The organism is Actinomadura sp. KC06, from assembly GCF_004348735.1.
GTDB lineage: Bacteria > Actinomycetota > Actinomycetes > Streptosporangiales > Streptosporangiaceae > Spirillospora.
In genome coordinates this window covers 18,460-34,842 of sequence record NZ_SMKT01000098.1, presented here as the reverse complement: position 1 = coordinate 34,842, position 16,383 = coordinate 18,460, and the positions used below count along the sequence as shown (strand labels likewise).

The window sequence follows — 16,383 nt, the reverse complement described above, 5'->3', positions numbered from 1 at the left end:
TATAAGAGACAGGGGCGGGGGCATGGGAGCCGGGCGGACGCGATCCGGGCCGCTCGTCCGGATGGCCGTCCGGATAACGGCCGCCTCGGACGACGCCCGTCAGCCGGGACGCCGCGAGGCGCTCGATGATCCGCTCCTCGGGCCGCACCCCCAGATGGGCGCAGCAGCACCACAGGTCGTCCACGCAGCGGCGCACGTTCTCCGCCGGAACATCGGCGAAGCGAACGCGCAGCCGCGCCACGAGCTCATCGCGCGTCGGTACGACCGATGGCGACATCTCCCAGCGCTCCACTGTCCCTCCGATCGCTTGCGGACGGGCGTATCCCGTCCGAACTGAGCAGAACCCGCCGGTCAGGCGGGTTCTGAGCTTGGAGGCGACCTACCCGGCGCATGCGCCAGAAAAAGCGACGAACCTAAAAACACGGACATGACACAGCCGTCGCGCGGCAAGCATCCGGGACCGTCCGCGGCACGGGCACGGGCCGCCCGGCTCGACGGGCCTCCCGGGGTCCGGCTCCACCGCGACGGTCACGGAGCGTACTGAATCTTTTACGGATGGTTGCCTGTCGCGAACGTCCCGGGCGCGGCCTGCGGGAATTGCTGATCTATGTCTCCAACACACCCGGGGTGGCCCATGCACGGACAGCCGAAGAACATCACCTGCACCACGTCCGATCAGGCCACCGCGCCGGAGACGGAGACCGAGGCGCCGTGGACGGGAGCGCGGGAGGGTGGTGCGCCGACCGTGCGGCCCGTCCCGGACGGGTTCGGCCCGGAGACACCGCGCACGCCGCACTGGTTCAAGACAGCGGTGTTTTACGAGGTGTCTGTGCGCGGGTTCGCCGATTCCAATGGCGACGGGTACGGAGACCTGCGCGGTCTGATCTCCAAACTCGACCACCTGCAATGGCTCGGCATCGACTGCCTGTGGCTGCTGCCCATCTACCAATCACCACTCAAAGACGGCGGCTACGACATCGCCAACTACACCCAGATCCTGCCGGACTTCGGAGAACTCGGGCACTTCGTGGAGTTGATCGAGCAGGCGCACGCGCGCGGGATCCGGGTGATCGCCGACCTGGTCATGAACCACACCTCCGACCAGCACCCCTGGTTCCAAGCCTCCCGCACCGACCCCGACGGCCCCTTCGGCGACTTCTACATGTGGCACGACACCGACACCAAATACCCCGACGCCCGCATCATCTTCATCGACACCGAAACCTCCAACTGGACCTACGACCCCGTCCGCGGCCAGTACTACTGGCACCGCTTCTTCTCCCACCAACCCGACCTCAACTACGACAACCCCCACGTCCAAGACGCCATGCTGGAAAACCTCCGCTTCTGGCTCGACCTCGGAATCGACGGCTTCCGCCTCGACGCCGTCCCCTACCTGTACGCCCGCGAAGGCACCAACTGCGAAAACCTCCCCGAAACCCACACCTACCTCAAACGCGTCCGCGCCGAAGTCGACCGCCTCTACCCCGACCGCGTCCTGCTCGCCGAAGCCAACCAATGGCCCGCCGACGTCGTCGAATACTTCGGCGACCCCGCCGCCGGCGGCGACGAATGCCACATGGCCTTCCACTTCCCCGTCATGCCCCGCATCTTCATGGCCGTCCGCCGCGAACAACGCTACCCCATCTCCGAAATCATGGCCCAAACCCCCAAAATCCCCGACAACTGCCAATGGGGCATCTTCCTCCGCAACCACGACGAACTCACCCTGGAGATGGTCACCGACGAAGAACGCGACTACATGTACACCGAATACGCCAAAGACCCCCGCATGAAAGCCAACATCGGCATCCGCCGCCGCCTGGCACCCCTCCTGGACAACGACCGCAACCAACTCGAACTCTTCACCGCCCTCCTCCTCTCCCTCCCCGGCTCACCCGTCCTGTACTACGGCGACGAAATCGGCATGGGCGACAACATCTGGCTCGGCGACCGCGACGCCGTCCGCACCCCCATGCAATGGACCCCCGACCGCAACGCCGGCTTCTCCGCCTGCGACCCCGCCCGCCTCTACCTCCCCGTCATCATGGACCCCATCTACGGCTACCAAGCCGTCAACGTCGAAGCCCAAGCCAACAACCCCGGATCCCTCCTCCACTGGACCCGCAAAATGATCGAAATCCGCCAACGCCACCCCGTCTTCGGCGTCGGCTCCTACGTCGAACTCTCCGCCTCCAACCCCTCCGTCCTCGCCTTCACCCGCGAGATCACCGAGGCCGAGAGCCCGTGGGGAGAAATGGACACCGTCCTGTGCGTCAGCAATCTGTCGCGCTTCCCGCAGCCGGTCGAACTCGATCTGCGCCGATTCGAGGGCTACTCCCCGGTGGAATGCATGGGCGGCGTCCAATTCCCGGCCATCGGCGAACTGCCGTATCTGATGACGCTTCCCGGGCACGGCTTCTTCTGGTTCCAGCTGAACCCTCCGGACGACGACGTCACCGAACCGGGCACGTGCGCGGAAAGGACCGGCTGACCGTGCTGCCACCCCATCCGGCCCTTACGCGGGCCCTCGCGGAGTGGCTGCCCGGGCAGCGATGGTTCGGCGGAAAGGACGGCCCCGTCGATGATGTGTCCATCGGCACCGCCACCGAACTCCGCACCGGCGACCCCGCACTGCACCACCTCATCCTGGACGTCCACCAGAACGGCACGGTCGACCATTACCAGCTGCTTCTCGGCGTCCGGCGCGACCTGCCCGACCGGCTCAGGCACGTCGAGATCGGCGCGTCCACCCACGACAAACCGGACGGCCCGGACGGCCGGAAGGTGCGCCTGTACGACGCCGCCCACGACCCCGACCTGACCCGGACGCTGCTGGACGAGCTCGCCGCCGGCGCGTCCATCGGCCCGCTGCGGTTCCGCCACGCCGACGGCGCCCGCATCCGGACGGACCTGACGAGCCTGCCCATCACCGCCGAGCAGAGCAACACGTCGCTGCTGTTCGGCGACGCCTACATCTGCAAGCTGTTCCGACGGCTCAGCCACGGCGTCAACCTCGACCTGGAGGTGAACCTCGCGCTGACCCGCGGCGGCTGCGCGCGTGTCCCGGCCGTCCTCGGCTGGATCGAGCTGGAGCCGGGGCCCGTCCCCGGAGGCGGGCCGGTCACGCTCGGCCTCCTGTCCGACTACCTGCACACCGGCGCGGACGGCTGGAGCCTGGCGATCGCGAGCGTCCGGGACTGGTTCGCGCACACGCCGCCGCCGCGCGACGCCGGGTGGGAGGGCGAGTGGGCCGAGCTGGACGCGAGCGCCGCCGGCGGCGACTTCGCGGCCGAGGCGGAGCGGCTCGGCGCCGCGACCGCCGAGGTGCACGGCGCGCTGGCCCGCGCGTTCGGCGTGACGATGCTGCCCGCCGCCGAGGTCCGCGAGATGGCGGCGCGCATGAACGCCGAGCTGACCGGGACGTGCCGTGCCGTCCCCGGCCTGGCGCCGCACGCCAAGTCGCTCACCGGGGCCTTCCTCGATCTCGCGGCGCGGGCGGAGCCGCTGCCCGTCCAGCGCGTGCACGGCGACTACCACCTCGGCCAGGTCCTGCGCACCGAGAGCGGCTGGACGGTGCTCGACTTCGAGGGCGAGCCGGCGCGGACGCAGCACGAGCGGCGGGCGCTCGCGCATCCGCTGCGGGACGTCGCCGGAATGCTGCGCTCCTTCGAGTACGCGGCCCGGTTCCTCATCACCAAGCCCGGGACGATGCCGCCCGAACCGGGCGGCCGGCTGGAGACGCGGGCGCACGCCTGGGCGGCGCGGAACAGGGCGGCGTTCTGCCGCGGCTACGCGGCGGCGGGCGGTCCCGATCCGGCGGCGCATTCGGTGCTCATTCGCGCCTTCGAATTCGAGAAGGCGGTGTACGAGGTGCGTTACGAGGCGCGGAACCGCCCGGCCTGGCTGCCCGTCCCGCTGAAATCGCTCGCCCATCTGACCGCTTGATCAAAGACACCAAAGGCCGCCGCTAATTCCATGTCATGATCATGCAAAATCGGCGTGCGCGGGAAAATCACGGTGCGATCAACGGGTACCCGAACTCTCGGCAGGGAGATCACCTGTCCCGGCGAAATCCGGACGACGACCCCTGGACGGGGGAACGGAGAGCACCCGAATGTCCACCGCAGGCCAAACACACGGAAACGAGTCCGGGAACGGATCGGCCGTCGGCCATATCGGCCGCGCCCGGGCGGGCGTCCGAAAACAGAGAATGCTCCGGACGGCGGTCACCCTCACGGTGACCGGGCTCGCGCTGGCGGTCCCGACGGGCTCGCAAGCGCTGGCGGCGCTCAATCCCGCGGTGCTGAAACGCCTGCACCTCGACTCCGCCACGCTGAAGAAGGTCCAGGCTTACGACCGGTACCGGACGCGTGAGGCGGCGCAGCGCGAGGGCGCGAGCAAGGCGCTGGCGTTCGCGCGCAAGCAGATCGGCAAGCCGTACCGGTGGGGCGCGGAAGGGCCGGGCGGCTATGACTGCTCCGGTCTCGCGATGGCCTCGTGGCGGAAGGCGGGCGTCAAGCTCCCCCGCGTCACCCACGCGCAGTACCGGCAGGTGAAGCGGAAGGTGGCGCTGAAGGACCTCAAGCCCGGCGACCTCGTATTCTTCCGCGGCCGCAACCATGTCGGGCTCTACGTCGGAAACGGACGCTACCTGCACGCGCCCTATACCGGCGCGAGGGTCAGAATCGACAAGCTCAACGCACGCCGGAAGAAGCAATTCGCGGGTGCGGTGCGACCGGGCGCTCCCGCCTACAAGGAGTGGTCGCCTTCGGTGAAGGAGCTCGTCGAGAAAATCGACCGGATGAGCGCCGACAAGCGCACCGCCCATAAACCGCCAGATAAGCAGCGGACCCCCCAGATTCCGCCACCATCCGACACATTGCCCAAATCACCCGACACTCTCCCCGACCACTCCCCCGATCACGAGCTGGCAGAAACCGGCGCGCCGCCCGGCGAGAAACGGCCGGAAGAGAGCAGACCGGAACCGCGTCCGAGGTACAAGGCGAAGCCCGCGTCGCGCAGCCCGCGCCACGCCCGGCACGACTCGGACTCCTGGGAGAAGTACGTAGGCCCGGTCGAGGAACTGACCGCACCCGGCCACACACCCCACTGACCGTCCGGCCCCTAGAGGGGTACGGCGGACCACCGAGTCAGCACCCACCGCCATGGACGTCACACGTCCATGGCGGTGGCGCACATGTGTCGCAGACATATCGGACGTCCCGTGTTAGGTTGCAGTGAAAACCGTTTTCATTCTCGGGAGTCCTCATGTCCTGTGTTCTGCGCGCCCGGATGCTCGGGACGGGCGCGGCCATCGGCGCGTTCGCGCTGCTGGGCGGCGGCTGCGGCTCGTCCACGGACGCGACGGCCACGCCGGGCGGCGACGCCGTCTCCGTCGTGGCCTCCACCAACGTGTACGGCGACATCGCGCAGCGGATCGGCGGCGGCAAGGTCAGCGTGACGTCGTTCATCAGCGATCCCGGGCAGGACCCGCACTCCTTCGAGGCGGGGACACGCAGCCGGCTCGCGCTCGCCAAGGCCGAGGTCGTGATCGAGAACGGCGGCGGCTACGACGACTTCGTCGGCACGCTGCTCAAGGGGTCCGGGTCCAAGGCGGAAGTGCTGAACGCCGTCCGGATCTCGGGGAAGACGGCGCCCGCGGGCGAGGAGCTGAACGAGCACATCTGGTACGACCTGCCGTCGGTCGCGCTCCTGGCCGACCGGATCTCGGCGGCGCTCGCCAAGGCCGACCCCGGCGACGCGGCGGTGTTCTCGGCGAACGCCGCCGCGTTCAAGGCCGAGCTGAAGACCCTGGAGGGGAAGCTCGCGGAGCTGAAGGCCGCGCACGCGGGCGAGGGCGTGGCGATCACCGAGCCCGTCCCCGGCCACCTGCTGGCGGCCGCCGGGCTGGAGAACCGGACGCCCGAGGAGTTCAGCGAGGCGATCGAGGAGGGCGACGACGTGCCGCCCCGCCTCCTGCGGGAGACGCTGGCGCTGATCACCGGGAAGAAGGTCGAGGCGCTCGTCTACAACGCGCAGACCAGCGGGCCGCACACCGAGAGGCTGGAGAAGGCGGCCAAGGACGGCGGCGTGCCCGTCGTCCCCGTCACCGAGACGCTCCCGGCGGGGAAGAACTACGTCTCCTGGATGGACGGCAACATCGCCGCGCTGCGGAAGGCGCTGTCGTGATCTCGCTCCGCGACGCCGTCCTGGCGTACGGGGACCGGAGGCTGTGGCGGCTCGACCTCGACGTCGCGGCGGGCGAGTTCCTGGTCGTCGTCGGGCCGAACGGGTCGGGGAAGACCAGCCTGCTGAAGGTGCTGCTCGGGCTGCGGCGGCTGTCCGCCGGGACGGTCACCGTGAACGGGCGCGCCCCGCGGCGCGGGAGCGACCTCGTCGGGTACGTCCCGCAGCACCGGACCGTCGTCCCGCACACGCCGCTGCGGGCCCGGGACCTGGTGCGGCTCGGGATCGACGGGCACCGCTGGGGGTCGGGGCGGCCGCGTCCCGAGGCGCGCCGCCGCGTCGAGGCCGCGCTGCGGGACGTCGGCGCCGCGCCGTTCGCGGACGTCCCCCTCGACCTGCTGTCGGGCGGGGAACTGCAGCGGGTCCGGGTCGCGCAGGCGCTGGCGTCCGGCCCGCGCATCCTGCTGTGCGACGAGCCGCTGCTGTCGCTGGACGCCGAGCACCAGCGCATCGTCGCCGGGCTGGTCGACCGGCGGCGGCGCGACCACGGCACGACCGTCGTGTTCGTCACCCATGAGGTCGACCCCGTGCTGCCGCTGGCCGACCGGGTCCTCGACATCGGCGAGGCGGCCGCATGAGCTGGCACGAGATCTTCAACTTCGAGGACTACGGGGCGCTGCTCGGGCTGATCCAGAACTCGATCGTCGCGGGGGCGGTGCTCGGGCTGGTCGGCGGGCTCGCCGGGACGTTCGTCATCATGCGCGACCTGGCGTTCGCCGTGCACGGCATCAGCGAGCTGTCGTTCGCGGGCGCGGCGGCGGCGCTGCTGCTCGGGACGGGCGTGGCCGGCGGCTCGATCGCCGGGGCGCTCGCGGCGGCGGCGCTGATCGGGGTGCTCGGCTCCCGGGCGCGGGACCGGGGATCGGTCATCGGGGTGCTGATGCCGTTCGGGCTCGGGCTCGGCGTCCTGTTCCTCTCGCTCTACGAGGGACGGTCCGCGAACAAGTTCGGCCTCCTCACCGGGCAGATCGTCGCGATCGACACGCCGAAGCTGTCGTGGCTGCTGGCGACGTCGGCCGTCGTGCTGGTGTGCCTGGCGGTCATGTGGCGTCCGCTGGCGTTCGCGAGCCTCGACCCGGAGGTGGCGGCGGCGCGGGGCGTGCCGGTGCGGGCGCTGTCGCCGGCGTTCATGCTGGTGCTCGCCCTCGCGGTGGCCGTGTCGATGCAGATCGTCGGGGCCCTGCTGGTGCTGGCGCTGATCTGCACGCCGGCCGCGGCGGCGGTGCGGGTGAGCGCGTCGCCGGTGCTCGTGCCGGTGCTGAGCACGGTGCTCGCGACGGTGTCGGTGGTCGGCGGGATCCTGCTGTCGGCCGGGTCCAGCATCCCCGTCAGCCCGTACGTGACGACGATCTCGTTCCTCCTGTACGGGGTGTGCCGGGCGGCGGGGGCCGTCCGGACGCGCCGCGGCTGGACGGCACGGCGCGCGCCCCTGCGGCTCGACACCGTTCCCACATGATCTCTTGGTGCCCGCCCGGCACTCACGGGCGGGCGGGCACCGCGCCCCGGACGGCGTTCCGGAAATTCCGGACGCGTGATCACCAGGACGTTGCCATTCGCTTACCCGGCCGTGGGCATCCCCACCGGACGCAGGGGCATCATCAGGGCTCTTGCGACTTTCGGGGCGATTGGGAGGGACGCGATGTGGGACTTCGCGGGCCGGGACACCGCTATCGACCTGGGCAGCGCCACCGTGCGGATGCATGTCCGAGACCGCGGGGTGGTCTGCCGGGAACCGTCGCTGCTCGCCCGATGCCGGCGCACCGGACGCATCCTCGCGCTCGGCGGCCCGGCACAGGAGATGGCGGGACGCAACCCCGACGTGACACTCGTCCGGCCCATCCGGCGGGGCGCGCCGACCGAGACCGATGAGGCCGAGTACCTGATGCGGCATCTCGTCCGCAAGCACCACCGGCGCCACTACACGGCGCGTCCGCGGCTGGTCGTGACGGTGCCGAGCGGGCTGAGCTCCGTCCACTACCGGGCGCTGCAGTTCTCCGCGTACCAGGCGGGCGCGCGGCGGCTCACGCTGGTGCCGACGCCGATCGCCGCCGCCATCGGCATGGGCATGACGTCGTCGGCGCGGCCCGAGGTCGCGGTCATCGCCGACATCGGCGCGGACGTCACCGACGTCGGCGTCATCGCGTTCGGCGGGCTCGTCACGTCCCACACCGCGCACGTCGGCGGCGCGGCGCTGGACCGCGCGATCGTGGCGATGGTCCGGCGCGAGCAGAACGTCTCGCTGTCGGAGTCGGCGGCCGAGGCCGCGAAGCTGGCGGTCGGGGCGGTGCCGCCGCTCGGCCGGCGGCCGGTGCGGCAGACGGTGGTGCACGGGCGCGACATCGCGACGGGGATGCCGCGCGAGGTCGTCCTCACGACCGTGGACATCGGCCGGGCGATCGCCGGGCCCGTCGCCGAGATCGTCGAGGCGATCGGCGCCGGGCTCGCGGGCTGCTCCCCGGAGATCTCCGGCGACCTGCTGAGCGTCGGCGTCACCCTCACCGGCGGGTCCGCCCGGCTGCCCGGCCTGGAGCGGCTGATCCGCGACCGGACGGGCCTCGCCGCACGGATCGGGGACGACACCGGCGACGCGGCCGTGCTCGGCGCCGGAGAGGTGCTTCGCTCGGCCCACTCGCAGGAGCCGTCGGCCAGGGAGAGCTCCCCGCGGCCGCACATCCTGACCACCGTGCCCGAGTTCGAGTACTGAGCCGCGGGCTAAACTCCGGGTCCCATGAGCGACGCACCCGACCGCGAGGGCCCCGGCAGCCCGCAGTTGCAGGAGGTCTCGGACGGGGTGTTCGCCTACGTCCAGCCGGACGGCACCTGGTGGATCAACAACACCGGCTTCCTCGTCGGGTCGCGCGGCGTGACCAGCGTGGACACCTGCTCGACCGAGCGCAGGACCCGCGCCTACCTGGAGGCCATCCGATCGGTGACCGACCGTCCCGTCCGGACGCTGGTCAACACCCACCACCACGGCGACCACACGTTCGGCAACTACCTGTTCTCCGGCGCGACCGTCGTCGGGCACGAGCAGACGCGCGCGGGCGCGCTCGCCTGGGGCAAGCCGTTCGACGAGCCGTTCTGGACGAAGGTCGACTGGGGCGACGTCGAGCTGGAGCCGCCGTTCCTCACCTACACCGACGCCGTGACCCTGTGGGTGGACGAGCTGCGCTGCGAGGTCCGGCACGTCGGGACGCCCGCGCACACCACCAACGACTCGATCGTGTGGATCCCGGACCGGCGCGTCCTGTTCTGCGGCGACCTGCTGTTCAACGGCGGCACGCCGTTCCTGATGCAGGGGTCGGTGTCCGGCGCGATCAAGGTGCTGGAGGACGTCGTCGCGCCGCTGGACGCGGAGGTGATCGTCCCCGGGCACGGCCCGGTGGCGGGGCCGGAGCTGATCGACCGTGTCGTCGAATATGCCCGGTTCGTCCAGACGACGGCCTGGGCGGGGAAGGCGGCCGGGCTGACGCCGCTGGAGGCCGCGCGGGAGGCCGACCTCGGCCCGTTCGCGGAGCTGACCGACGCCGAGCGGCTCGTCGGCAACCTGCACCGCGCCTACGCCGAGCTGGACGGCCTCGAACCCGGCGCGCAGATCGACCTGGTCTCCGCCCTCAACGACATGATCGAGTTCAACGGAGGCCGTCCGCTGACCTGCCGCGCCTGAGCGAGGTGACCATCGAGGGGGCGAACATGGAGGACGGGACGCTGGCGGTGGGGGCGGGACGGCCCGCGCCGGAGAACTTCGCGCCGGGGCTGCCCGGTCCGGTGTTCGCGGCGCACTACCACCTGGCCGGGGAGGCCGCCGGGCCCTACACGTACGGGCGCGACGAGAACCCGACGTGGACGCTCCTGGAGCGCGCGATCGGCGAGCTCGAAGGCGGCGCCGAGGTGGTGTCGTTCTCGTCCGGGATGGCGGCCGTCGCGGGCGTGCTGCTGTCGCAGGTGCGGGCCGGTGACGTGGTGGTCATGCCCGGTGACTGCTACACGACGACCCGGATGCTGAAGGAGCGGCTGGAGTCGTACGGGGCGGTCGTCCGGATGGGGCCCACGGCCGGGGACGCGCAGATCCGGCTGCTGGACGGGGCGCGGCTGGTGTGGCTGGAGACGCCGTCCAACCCGATGCTGGACGTGTGCGACATCGCGCGGGTCGCCGAGGCGGCGCACGCGGCGGGCGCGCTGGTGGCGGTGGACAACACGCTGGCCACGCCGCTCGGGCAGCGGCCGCTCGATCGGAGCGCCGACTTCTCCGTCGCCAGCGACACGAAGGCGATGTCCGGGCACGGGGACCTGCTCCTCGGGCATGTGGCCACGCGGGATCCCGGACTGGCCGAGGGCGTCCGGCTGTGGCGCAAGACCGTGGGCGCGATCCCGGGGCCGATGGAGGCGTGGCTGGCGCACCGGTCGCTGGCCACGCTGCAGTTGCGGCTGGACCGGCAGGCCGCGAACGCGCTGGCGCTGGCGGAGGCGCTGCGGGACCGTCCGGAGGTCTCGGGGCTCAGGTATCCGGGGTTGCCGGACGACCCGTCCCACGAGGTGGCCGTCCGGCAGATGCGGCGGTTCGGGTGCGTCGTCTCGTTCACGCTGCCGGACGAGGCGGCGGCGGAGCGGTTCCTCGGCTCGCTGCGGCTCGTCATGCAGGCGACGAGTTTCGGCAGCGTGCACAGTTCGGCGGAGCGGCGCGGACGGTGGGGCGGCGACGCGGTGGAGCCCGGCTTCGTCCGCTTCTCCGCGGGGATCGAGGACACGGAGGACCTGGTCGCGGACGTCCTTCGGGCGTTGGGGAAAATGTCGTGATTCCGGGTGGTCACCGGTTGTAGCGTGGCCGCCCATGAGCGAAGCGCGGGCACTTCTGGACAGCGGCGACATCGCCGGGCTCATCCGGCATCTGCGGTTCAACGCCGAGGACATGGAACTGGCCGAGGTGGCGGAGCTCATGGAGGGCGCGGCCGCCCGGTCCGGGTTCGACGACATGCGGGACGCGGCCGCGGCGATGGTCCGCGCGCGGGGGCCGCAGGAGCTGTACGACTTCGGGTACGCGTGCATCGAGCGCGGCGTGCCGTTCCTGGCGATCCCGGCGCTGCGGCGTGCGCTGGAGCTGATGCCCGACGAGCCGGTGCTGCTGATGGAGCTGGTCTCGGCCCTGGAGCGGGAGAACCGGCACGCCGAGGCCGTCGCCGTGCTGGAGCCGCGCGTGGTGTCGCTGGACCCGTGGCCCGCCCGGTACCTGCTCGCCTACAACGCGCTCCTGGCCGGGGACGTCGTCCGGGCGGACCGGGAGGCGACGGCGCTGCCCGTCCCGGACGACCCCGACTGGGCGCCCGCCCATGACCGGCTGGCGCGGATGCTCGCCAGGGCGCGGGCGGTGCGGGCCGTCGGCCCGCTCGATTCCACGGACCTGCGGGGCTGGCATTTCGCGCTGGGCGGGAGCGTCCTGGGCACGATCTCGCCGTACGGGTTCGACCAGGGCATGACGGGACGGTTCGCGTACACCTCCGACAGCTTCGCGATGTGCCGCCGGGCCCTCGACCGGCTGCGGCTGATCCTGGACGCGGCCGGACGGCGCCCCGCGTCGGTCGGCGTCCTGCCGGACCGGTCGAGCCGGATCCTGGGGCTCGCGGCGGCCGAGGTGTTCGGGCTCCCGGCGGAGCCGTACGCCCCCGGACGCCCCGGCGTCCTGGTGGTCGCCTACGATCTGAACGGCACCGAGGCGGCCGGGCTGCGGGAGCGCGCCGAGGGGCAGGTCCTGTTCGAGCGCGCCACCTGCTGGACGGACCCGCCGGGGATCAGCGCCGACGTCACGGGGCTGCTGCACCAGGTCGTCGTCCCGCCGTGGGGCGAGCGGCTGCGGGTGACGCCGTCCGGGGAGACCGAGACCGTCCCGCCGGACGGGCGGCCCGCGGAGGAGCTGGCGGCCGAGATCGTCCAGGCCGCGCCGGAGCCGGACGACGGGGCCGGCGACGGCGCGCCGCCCGACCCCGACGACGCCCTCGCCGGGTTCGCGCGGGCGGTCGCCGGGCAGTGGCTCATCGGGCCGCGGGACGCCGTCCGCTCCCCCGGCCCGGTGCCGAGCAGCCGCTTCGCCTAAGCCGCCTAGGACGACATGTCGCGCTCGACGGCCTCCGCGGCCTTGCGGGCGGCGATCAGGACCGGGTCCCAGACCGGCGAGAACGGCGGCGCGTAGCCGAGGTCGAGGCCCGTCATCTCCTCGACGGTCATGCCGTTCCACAACGCGATGGCGAGGCCGTCCACGCGCTTGGCGGCGTTCTCCTCGCCGACGATCTGCGCGCCGAGCAGCCGTCCCGAGCGGCGCTCGGCGATCAGCTTCGTCTTCATCATGGTCGCACCCGGGTGGTAGCCCGCGCGGGTGGTGGACTCGACGACCACGCTCAGCGTGTCGAACCCGGCGGCGGCCGCCTCGCGCTCGTTCAGCCCGGTCCGCGCGACCTCGATCCGGCAGATCTTGGAGACGGCGGTGCCGACGACGCCGGGGAACGTCGCGTAGCCGCCGCCGAGGTTGATCCCGGCGACGCGGCCCTGCTTGTTGGCGTGCGTGCCGAGCGCGATCGCGACGGGGCCGCCCGAGACGAGGTGGCGGGTCTCGACGCAGTCGCCCGCGGCCCAGACCCGGTCGGTGCGGGTGCGCATCCGCCGGTCGGTGACGATGCCGCCGGTCGGGCCGGTCTCGATCCCGGCGGCGCGGGCGAGGTCGGCGCCCGGCCGGACGCCGAGCCCGAGGACGACGAGGTCGGCGGGCAGGGTCCGGTTCGCGGTGCGGACGGCGGTGACGTGCCCGTCCGGGGAGGTGTCGAAGCCCTCGACCGGCTCCCCGAGGTGCAGGTCGACGCCGATGTCGCGGATCGCGTCGGCGATGACGGCGCCCATGTCGGGGTCGAGGGTCTGCATCGGCTGATCGGCGGCGTCCACGATCGACACCTCCAGGCCGCGCATCACCATCGCCTCGGCCATCTCCAGGCCGATGTAGCCGCCGCCCACCACGACCGCGCGCCGCGGCTCGCCCTGTTCGAGGACGCGACGGATGCCGATCCCGTCGTCGAGGATCTGCACGCCGTGGATGCCGCGCGCGTCCGCCCCGGGCAGCCGCGGACGCGCGGGGACGGCGCCGGTCGCGACCATCAGCTGGTCGTAGGGCTCCCAGCGCTCGCCGCCGCCCTCGTGGTCGCGGACCCGGACCCGGCCCCCGGCCACGTCGATCTCGACGGCCTCGGTGCGCAGCCGCAGGTCGATGTCGCGGTCGCGGAACTGGGCGGGGGTGCGGGCGATGAGCTTGTCGAGCTCCTCGACCACGCCCCCCACGTAGTACGGGATGCCGCACGCCGAGTACGACGCGTGGTGCCCGCGTTCGACGACGAGGATCTCCAGGTCGTCCGCGCTCCGGAGCCTGCGGGCCTGGGACGCGGCGCTCATCCCAGCCGCGTCGCCCCCGATGACGAGCAGCCGTTCCCGTGCGGCCATGGCGCATCCCCCTTCGACCGTCAGATTCCGTACACGCGGCGGGCGTTGCCGGACGCGATCAGCCCGGCGACGCGTTCGGCGTCCCGGGCCGTCCAGGCGCCGTCGTCCGCTCCCCCGGCGAGGAATCCCGCGAGGCCGTGCCGGAACAGCAGCGCGCCCAGATGGAACAGCTCGGCCAGCCCGAACGCGTCCGACGAGTAAAGCACCTTCCCGAACGGCGCGAGCTCCAGCAGCTCGGCGATCAGCGCGGGCGACCGGTGCCCGAGGTTGTGGGTCGCGAGGCCCGCGTCGACGTACACATTCGGGAGCACCTGCGCGAGGTAGCCCGCGTGCCGATGGAACGGATAGTTGTGCAGCAGCATCGCGGGGACGGGATCCATCGCGCGCAGCAGCTCGATGAGCAGCAGCGGGTCTCCGCGGCGCAGGTCGGCGTCGACGTCGCCGAGCCCGACGTGGAACTGCACCGGCAGCCCGGCGTCGACCGCGCACCAGACGAGGAACCGGTGCAGGACCTCGTCGCTCACGCGCGGGGCATCGGCCCGCATGAGCCGTCCGGCCGCCCCCGTGACCTCCGCCGGGGACGGGCGCTCGCCCGACAGCTCCAGCCCGGCCCGGTACGCGGCGATCGACTTCGCGCCGACCGCGTCGTGCCCCTGGATGCGGGTGCGGACCTCGTCGGCGAAGCGCGCGGCGTCGACGCCGTCCGCCGCGACCTGCTCGGCGACGCGCTCCAGCCGGACGATCTCGTGCGCCCGCGCCCCCGCGAGACGTCCCAGCTCCAGCGGATCGAGGATCGACTCGGGCGTGTACCCGGTGTCGACGCACAGGGCCTCCAGGCCGGCGGCGTCCAGGAAGCGGCGGTTCACCTCGGCCGCGCCCAGCTCGGCGCGGCGGGCGAGGTAGGCGTCCGGCTCCGCGTGCGCGTCCAGGTCCAGGACGGGCGGGCACCAGCGCCGCAGCGCGAACCCGACCTGCGTGTCGAACATGCTGACGCCGGGCGGGCCGGTGCCCTCCGCCTCCGTCAGCAGCGCCTCGAACTCCGCGCGGTCCAGGTCCCGGCCGAGGACGCCGTGGCAGTGGTGGTCGGCGAGCGGGAGCGACTCGAGGTATTCCAGCACGGCCCGTCTCCTCCCTGAAAGGGGATGATCTCCCTACGATGCCCTTGCGGGACGTCGTTCGTCGTCCCGTCACGCCGACGCCACTCCGATCGGGAGCCAGCACCGTGGAACAGATCCCTGAGACCGTCCCCGTCGGGCACAGCCTGGACGGCCACACCCGCGCGCGGCTCGGCCGGCGCGCCGCCGAGACCGCGCGGCGGCTGGCCGGGCAGGACATCGTGGCCGTCGCGCTCACCTGGGTGGACGTCAGCGGGATCACGCGGACCAAGACCGTCCCGGTGGAGCGCCTGGAGCACGCGGCGACGTGGGGCGTCGGGATGTCGCCGGTGTTCGACGTGTTCCTGCTGGACGACTCGATCACGTCCGGCAAGCACATCGGCGGCCCGGCCGGGGACCTGCGCCTCCACCCGGACCTGGACCGCCTCCGCATCCTGGCGGCGCTGCCGGGCTGGGCGCACGCGCCCGCGCTCCGGTACGCGCAGGACGGCGGCGTCCACCCCCTGGACACGCGGGCGCTGCTGCGGCGCGAGACCGAGCGGCTCGCGGAGGGCGGCTGGTCGGTGAAGGCCGCCGTCGAGATCGAATGGGCCGTGTCGAAGGGCGGCGGGGACGATTTCGTCGCGGCGTGCCGCGGCCCCGCGTACGGGATGACGCGGATCTCCGAGCTGGCCGCTTACCTGCGGGACGTCCTGGCGGCGCTGAAGGAGACCGGGGTCGCCGTCGCGCAGCTGCACCCCGAGTACGCGGCCGGGCAGTACGAGGTGTCGGTCGCGGCCGAGGACCCGGTCGGCGCGGCGGACACCGCCGTCGTGGTGCGGGAGACGATCCGGGCCGTGTCGATGGAGCACGGCCTGGCCGCCTCGTTCTCCCCGAAGGTCGAGGCGGACTCGGTGGGCAACGGCGCGCACGTCCATCTGAGTCTGTGGCGGGAGAACGCCGGTACAGGCCCGGTGAACGCGATGGCGGGGGGCGACGGGCCGTGCGGGATGACGGCCGCCGGGGAGGCGTTCGCCGCCGGGATCCTGCGCCGGATCCCGGCGCTGCTGGCGGTCGGGGCGCCGGCGGTGGCGAGCTACCTGCGGCTCGTCCCGTCGCACTGGGCGGGCGCGTTCGCGTGCTGGGGGCCGGAGAACCGGGAGGCGGCGCTGCGGTTCATCACCGGCGCGGAGGGCGAGCAGTCCCGCGCGGCGAACCTGGAGGTCAAGTGCCTGGACGGGGCCGCCAACCCGTACCTGCTGCTGGCCGCGCTGCTCGCCGCCGGACGGGACGGGCTCGGCGCCGACCTGCGGCTCCCGGAGCCGGTCGAGGTCGACCCGGCCTCGCTGGCGGAGGAGGAGCGCGCCGCCCGCGGCATCGAGCCGCTGCCGGCGTCGCTGGCGGAGGCGGTGGAGGCGTTCGAGGCGGACGCCGTCCTGCGGGACGCGCTCGGCGAGGCCGTCACCGACACCGTGTCGGCCGTCCGGCGCGGCGAGATCGAGCTGCTGGACGGCGCGTCCCCGGAGGAGATCGCCGCCGTCACCCGCTGGCGCCACTAGGACGC

At 72.5% G+C, this 16,383-nt stretch carries 13 protein-coding genes and 1 pseudogene; 11 read left to right on the top strand and 3 right to left on the bottom strand.

The genetic code is table 11. The features are described 5' to 3' along the window. Positions 1–277, bottom strand: a pseudogene (locus E1287_RS27635) (hypothetical protein); the annotation flags it as partial. A 357-nt stretch (positions 278–634) separates the two neighbouring features. Here E1287_RS27635 and treS point away from each other — a divergent pair. The 10 genes from treS to E1287_RS27585 all read left to right on the top strand — a co-directional run bounded on the left by treS (position 635) and on the right by E1287_RS27585 (position 12,337). After that, complete coding sequence (treS, locus tag E1287_RS27630; protein WP_131968000.1) at positions 635–2,494, top strand: maltose alpha-D-glucosyltransferase; 1,860 nt, start codon at positions 635–637, stop codon at positions 2,492–2,494. Between the two features lie 2 nt (positions 2,495–2,496). After that, on the top strand, positions 2,497–3,948 hold the full coding sequence (locus E1287_RS27625) for a phosphotransferase (RefSeq protein WP_131967999.1): 1,452 nt from the start codon (positions 2,497–2,499) through the stop codon (positions 3,946–3,948). A 265-nt stretch (positions 3,949–4,213) separates the two neighbouring features. Then, positions 4,214–5,116, top strand: a complete 903-nt coding sequence (locus E1287_RS46410; protein WP_279507046.1) for a C40 family peptidase — start codon at positions 4,214–4,216, stop codon at positions 5,114–5,116. 155 nt (positions 5,117–5,271) lie between these two features. Further along, complete coding sequence (locus tag E1287_RS27615) at positions 5,272–6,192, top strand: zinc ABC transporter substrate-binding protein (protein WP_243719477.1); 921 nt, start codon at positions 5,272–5,274, stop codon at positions 6,190–6,192. Beyond that, the gene (locus E1287_RS27610; protein WP_131967997.1) at positions 6,189–6,827 is read left to right on the top strand and encodes an ATP-binding cassette domain-containing protein; all 639 of its coding nucleotides are present in this window, start codon (positions 6,189–6,191) and stop codon (positions 6,825–6,827) included. Before E1287_RS27615 ends, E1287_RS27610 begins: the two co-directional genes overlap by 4 nt. Beyond that, positions 6,824–7,705 (top strand): metal ABC transporter permease, encoded by an 882-nt coding sequence (locus tag E1287_RS27605; protein WP_131967996.1) that lies wholly within the window; start codon positions 6,824–6,826, stop codon positions 7,703–7,705. The genes E1287_RS27610 and E1287_RS27605 overlap by 4 nt, the downstream gene beginning before the upstream one ends. A 183-nt stretch (positions 7,706–7,888) precedes the next feature. Further along, complete coding sequence (locus E1287_RS27600; protein ID WP_131967995.1) at positions 7,889–8,953, top strand: rod shape-determining protein; 1,065 nt, start codon at positions 7,889–7,891, stop codon at positions 8,951–8,953. Positions 8,954–8,977: 24 nt separating this feature from the next. Further along, entirely contained in the window at positions 8,978–9,916 is a 939-nt protein-coding gene (locus E1287_RS27595) for an MBL fold metallo-hydrolase (RefSeq protein ID WP_131967994.1), read from the top strand. A 5-nt stretch (positions 9,917–9,921) separates the two neighbouring features. After that, on the top strand, positions 9,922–11,046 hold the full coding sequence (locus E1287_RS27590; protein ID WP_207934492.1) for a cystathionine gamma-lyase: 1,125 nt from the start codon (positions 9,922–9,924) through the stop codon (positions 11,044–11,046). Between the two features lie 34 nt (positions 11,047–11,080). Beyond that, positions 11,081–12,337, top strand: a complete 1,257-nt coding sequence (locus tag E1287_RS27585) for a hypothetical protein (protein WP_131967993.1) — start codon at positions 11,081–11,083, stop codon at positions 12,335–12,337. 5 nt (positions 12,338–12,342) lie between these two features. Here the strand turns inward: E1287_RS27585 and E1287_RS27580 are convergent, their stop codons facing one another. Together E1287_RS27580 and E1287_RS27575 are read right to left on the bottom strand one after the other, a co-directional pair. Next, complete coding sequence (locus E1287_RS27580; protein WP_131967992.1) at positions 12,343–13,725, bottom strand: FAD-dependent oxidoreductase; 1,383 nt, start codon at positions 13,723–13,725, stop codon at positions 12,343–12,345. 20 nt (positions 13,726–13,745) lie between these two features. Next, complete coding sequence (locus E1287_RS27575; RefSeq protein ID WP_131967991.1) at positions 13,746–14,843, bottom strand: amidohydrolase family protein; 1,098 nt, start codon at positions 14,841–14,843, stop codon at positions 13,746–13,748. Positions 14,844–14,947: 104 nt separating this feature from the next. On the opposite strand from E1287_RS27575, the gene E1287_RS27570 reads away from it, so the two are divergent. Then, complete coding sequence (locus E1287_RS27570; RefSeq protein ID WP_207934491.1) at positions 14,948–16,378, top strand: glutamine synthetase family protein; 1,431 nt, start codon at positions 14,948–14,950, stop codon at positions 16,376–16,378. The last annotated feature ends 5 nt before the right edge of the window (positions 16,379–16,383 follow it).

What these genes read in the sequence shown, in the direction of transcription:
- treS (WP_131968000.1), top strand. Translation starts at nt 635, where the DNA reads ATGCACGGACAGCCGAAGAACATCACCTGCACCACGTCCGATCAGGCC.
- E1287_RS27585 (WP_131967993.1), top strand. Translation starts at nt 11,081, where the DNA reads ATGAGCGAAGCGCGGGCACTTCTGGACAGCGGCGACATCGCCGGGCTC.
- E1287_RS27615 (WP_243719477.1), top strand. Translation starts at nt 5,272, where the DNA reads ATGTCCTGTGTTCTGCGCGCCCGGATGCTCGGGACGGGCGCGGCCATC.
- E1287_RS27600 (WP_131967995.1), top strand. Translation starts at nt 7,889, where the DNA reads ATGTGGGACTTCGCGGGCCGGGACACCGCTATCGACCTGGGCAGCGCC.
- E1287_RS27605 (WP_131967996.1), top strand. Translation starts at nt 6,824, where the DNA reads ATGAGCTGGCACGAGATCTTCAACTTCGAGGACTACGGGGCGCTGCTC.
- E1287_RS46410 (WP_279507046.1), top strand. Translation starts at nt 4,214, where the DNA reads ATGCTCCGGACGGCGGTCACCCTCACGGTGACCGGGCTCGCGCTGGCG.
- E1287_RS27580 (WP_131967992.1), bottom strand. Translation starts at nt 13,725, where the DNA reads ATGGCCGCACGGGAACGGCTGCTCGTCATCGGGGGCGACGCGGCTGGG.
- E1287_RS27595 (WP_131967994.1), top strand. Translation starts at nt 8,978, where the DNA reads ATGAGCGACGCACCCGACCGCGAGGGCCCCGGCAGCCCGCAGTTGCAG.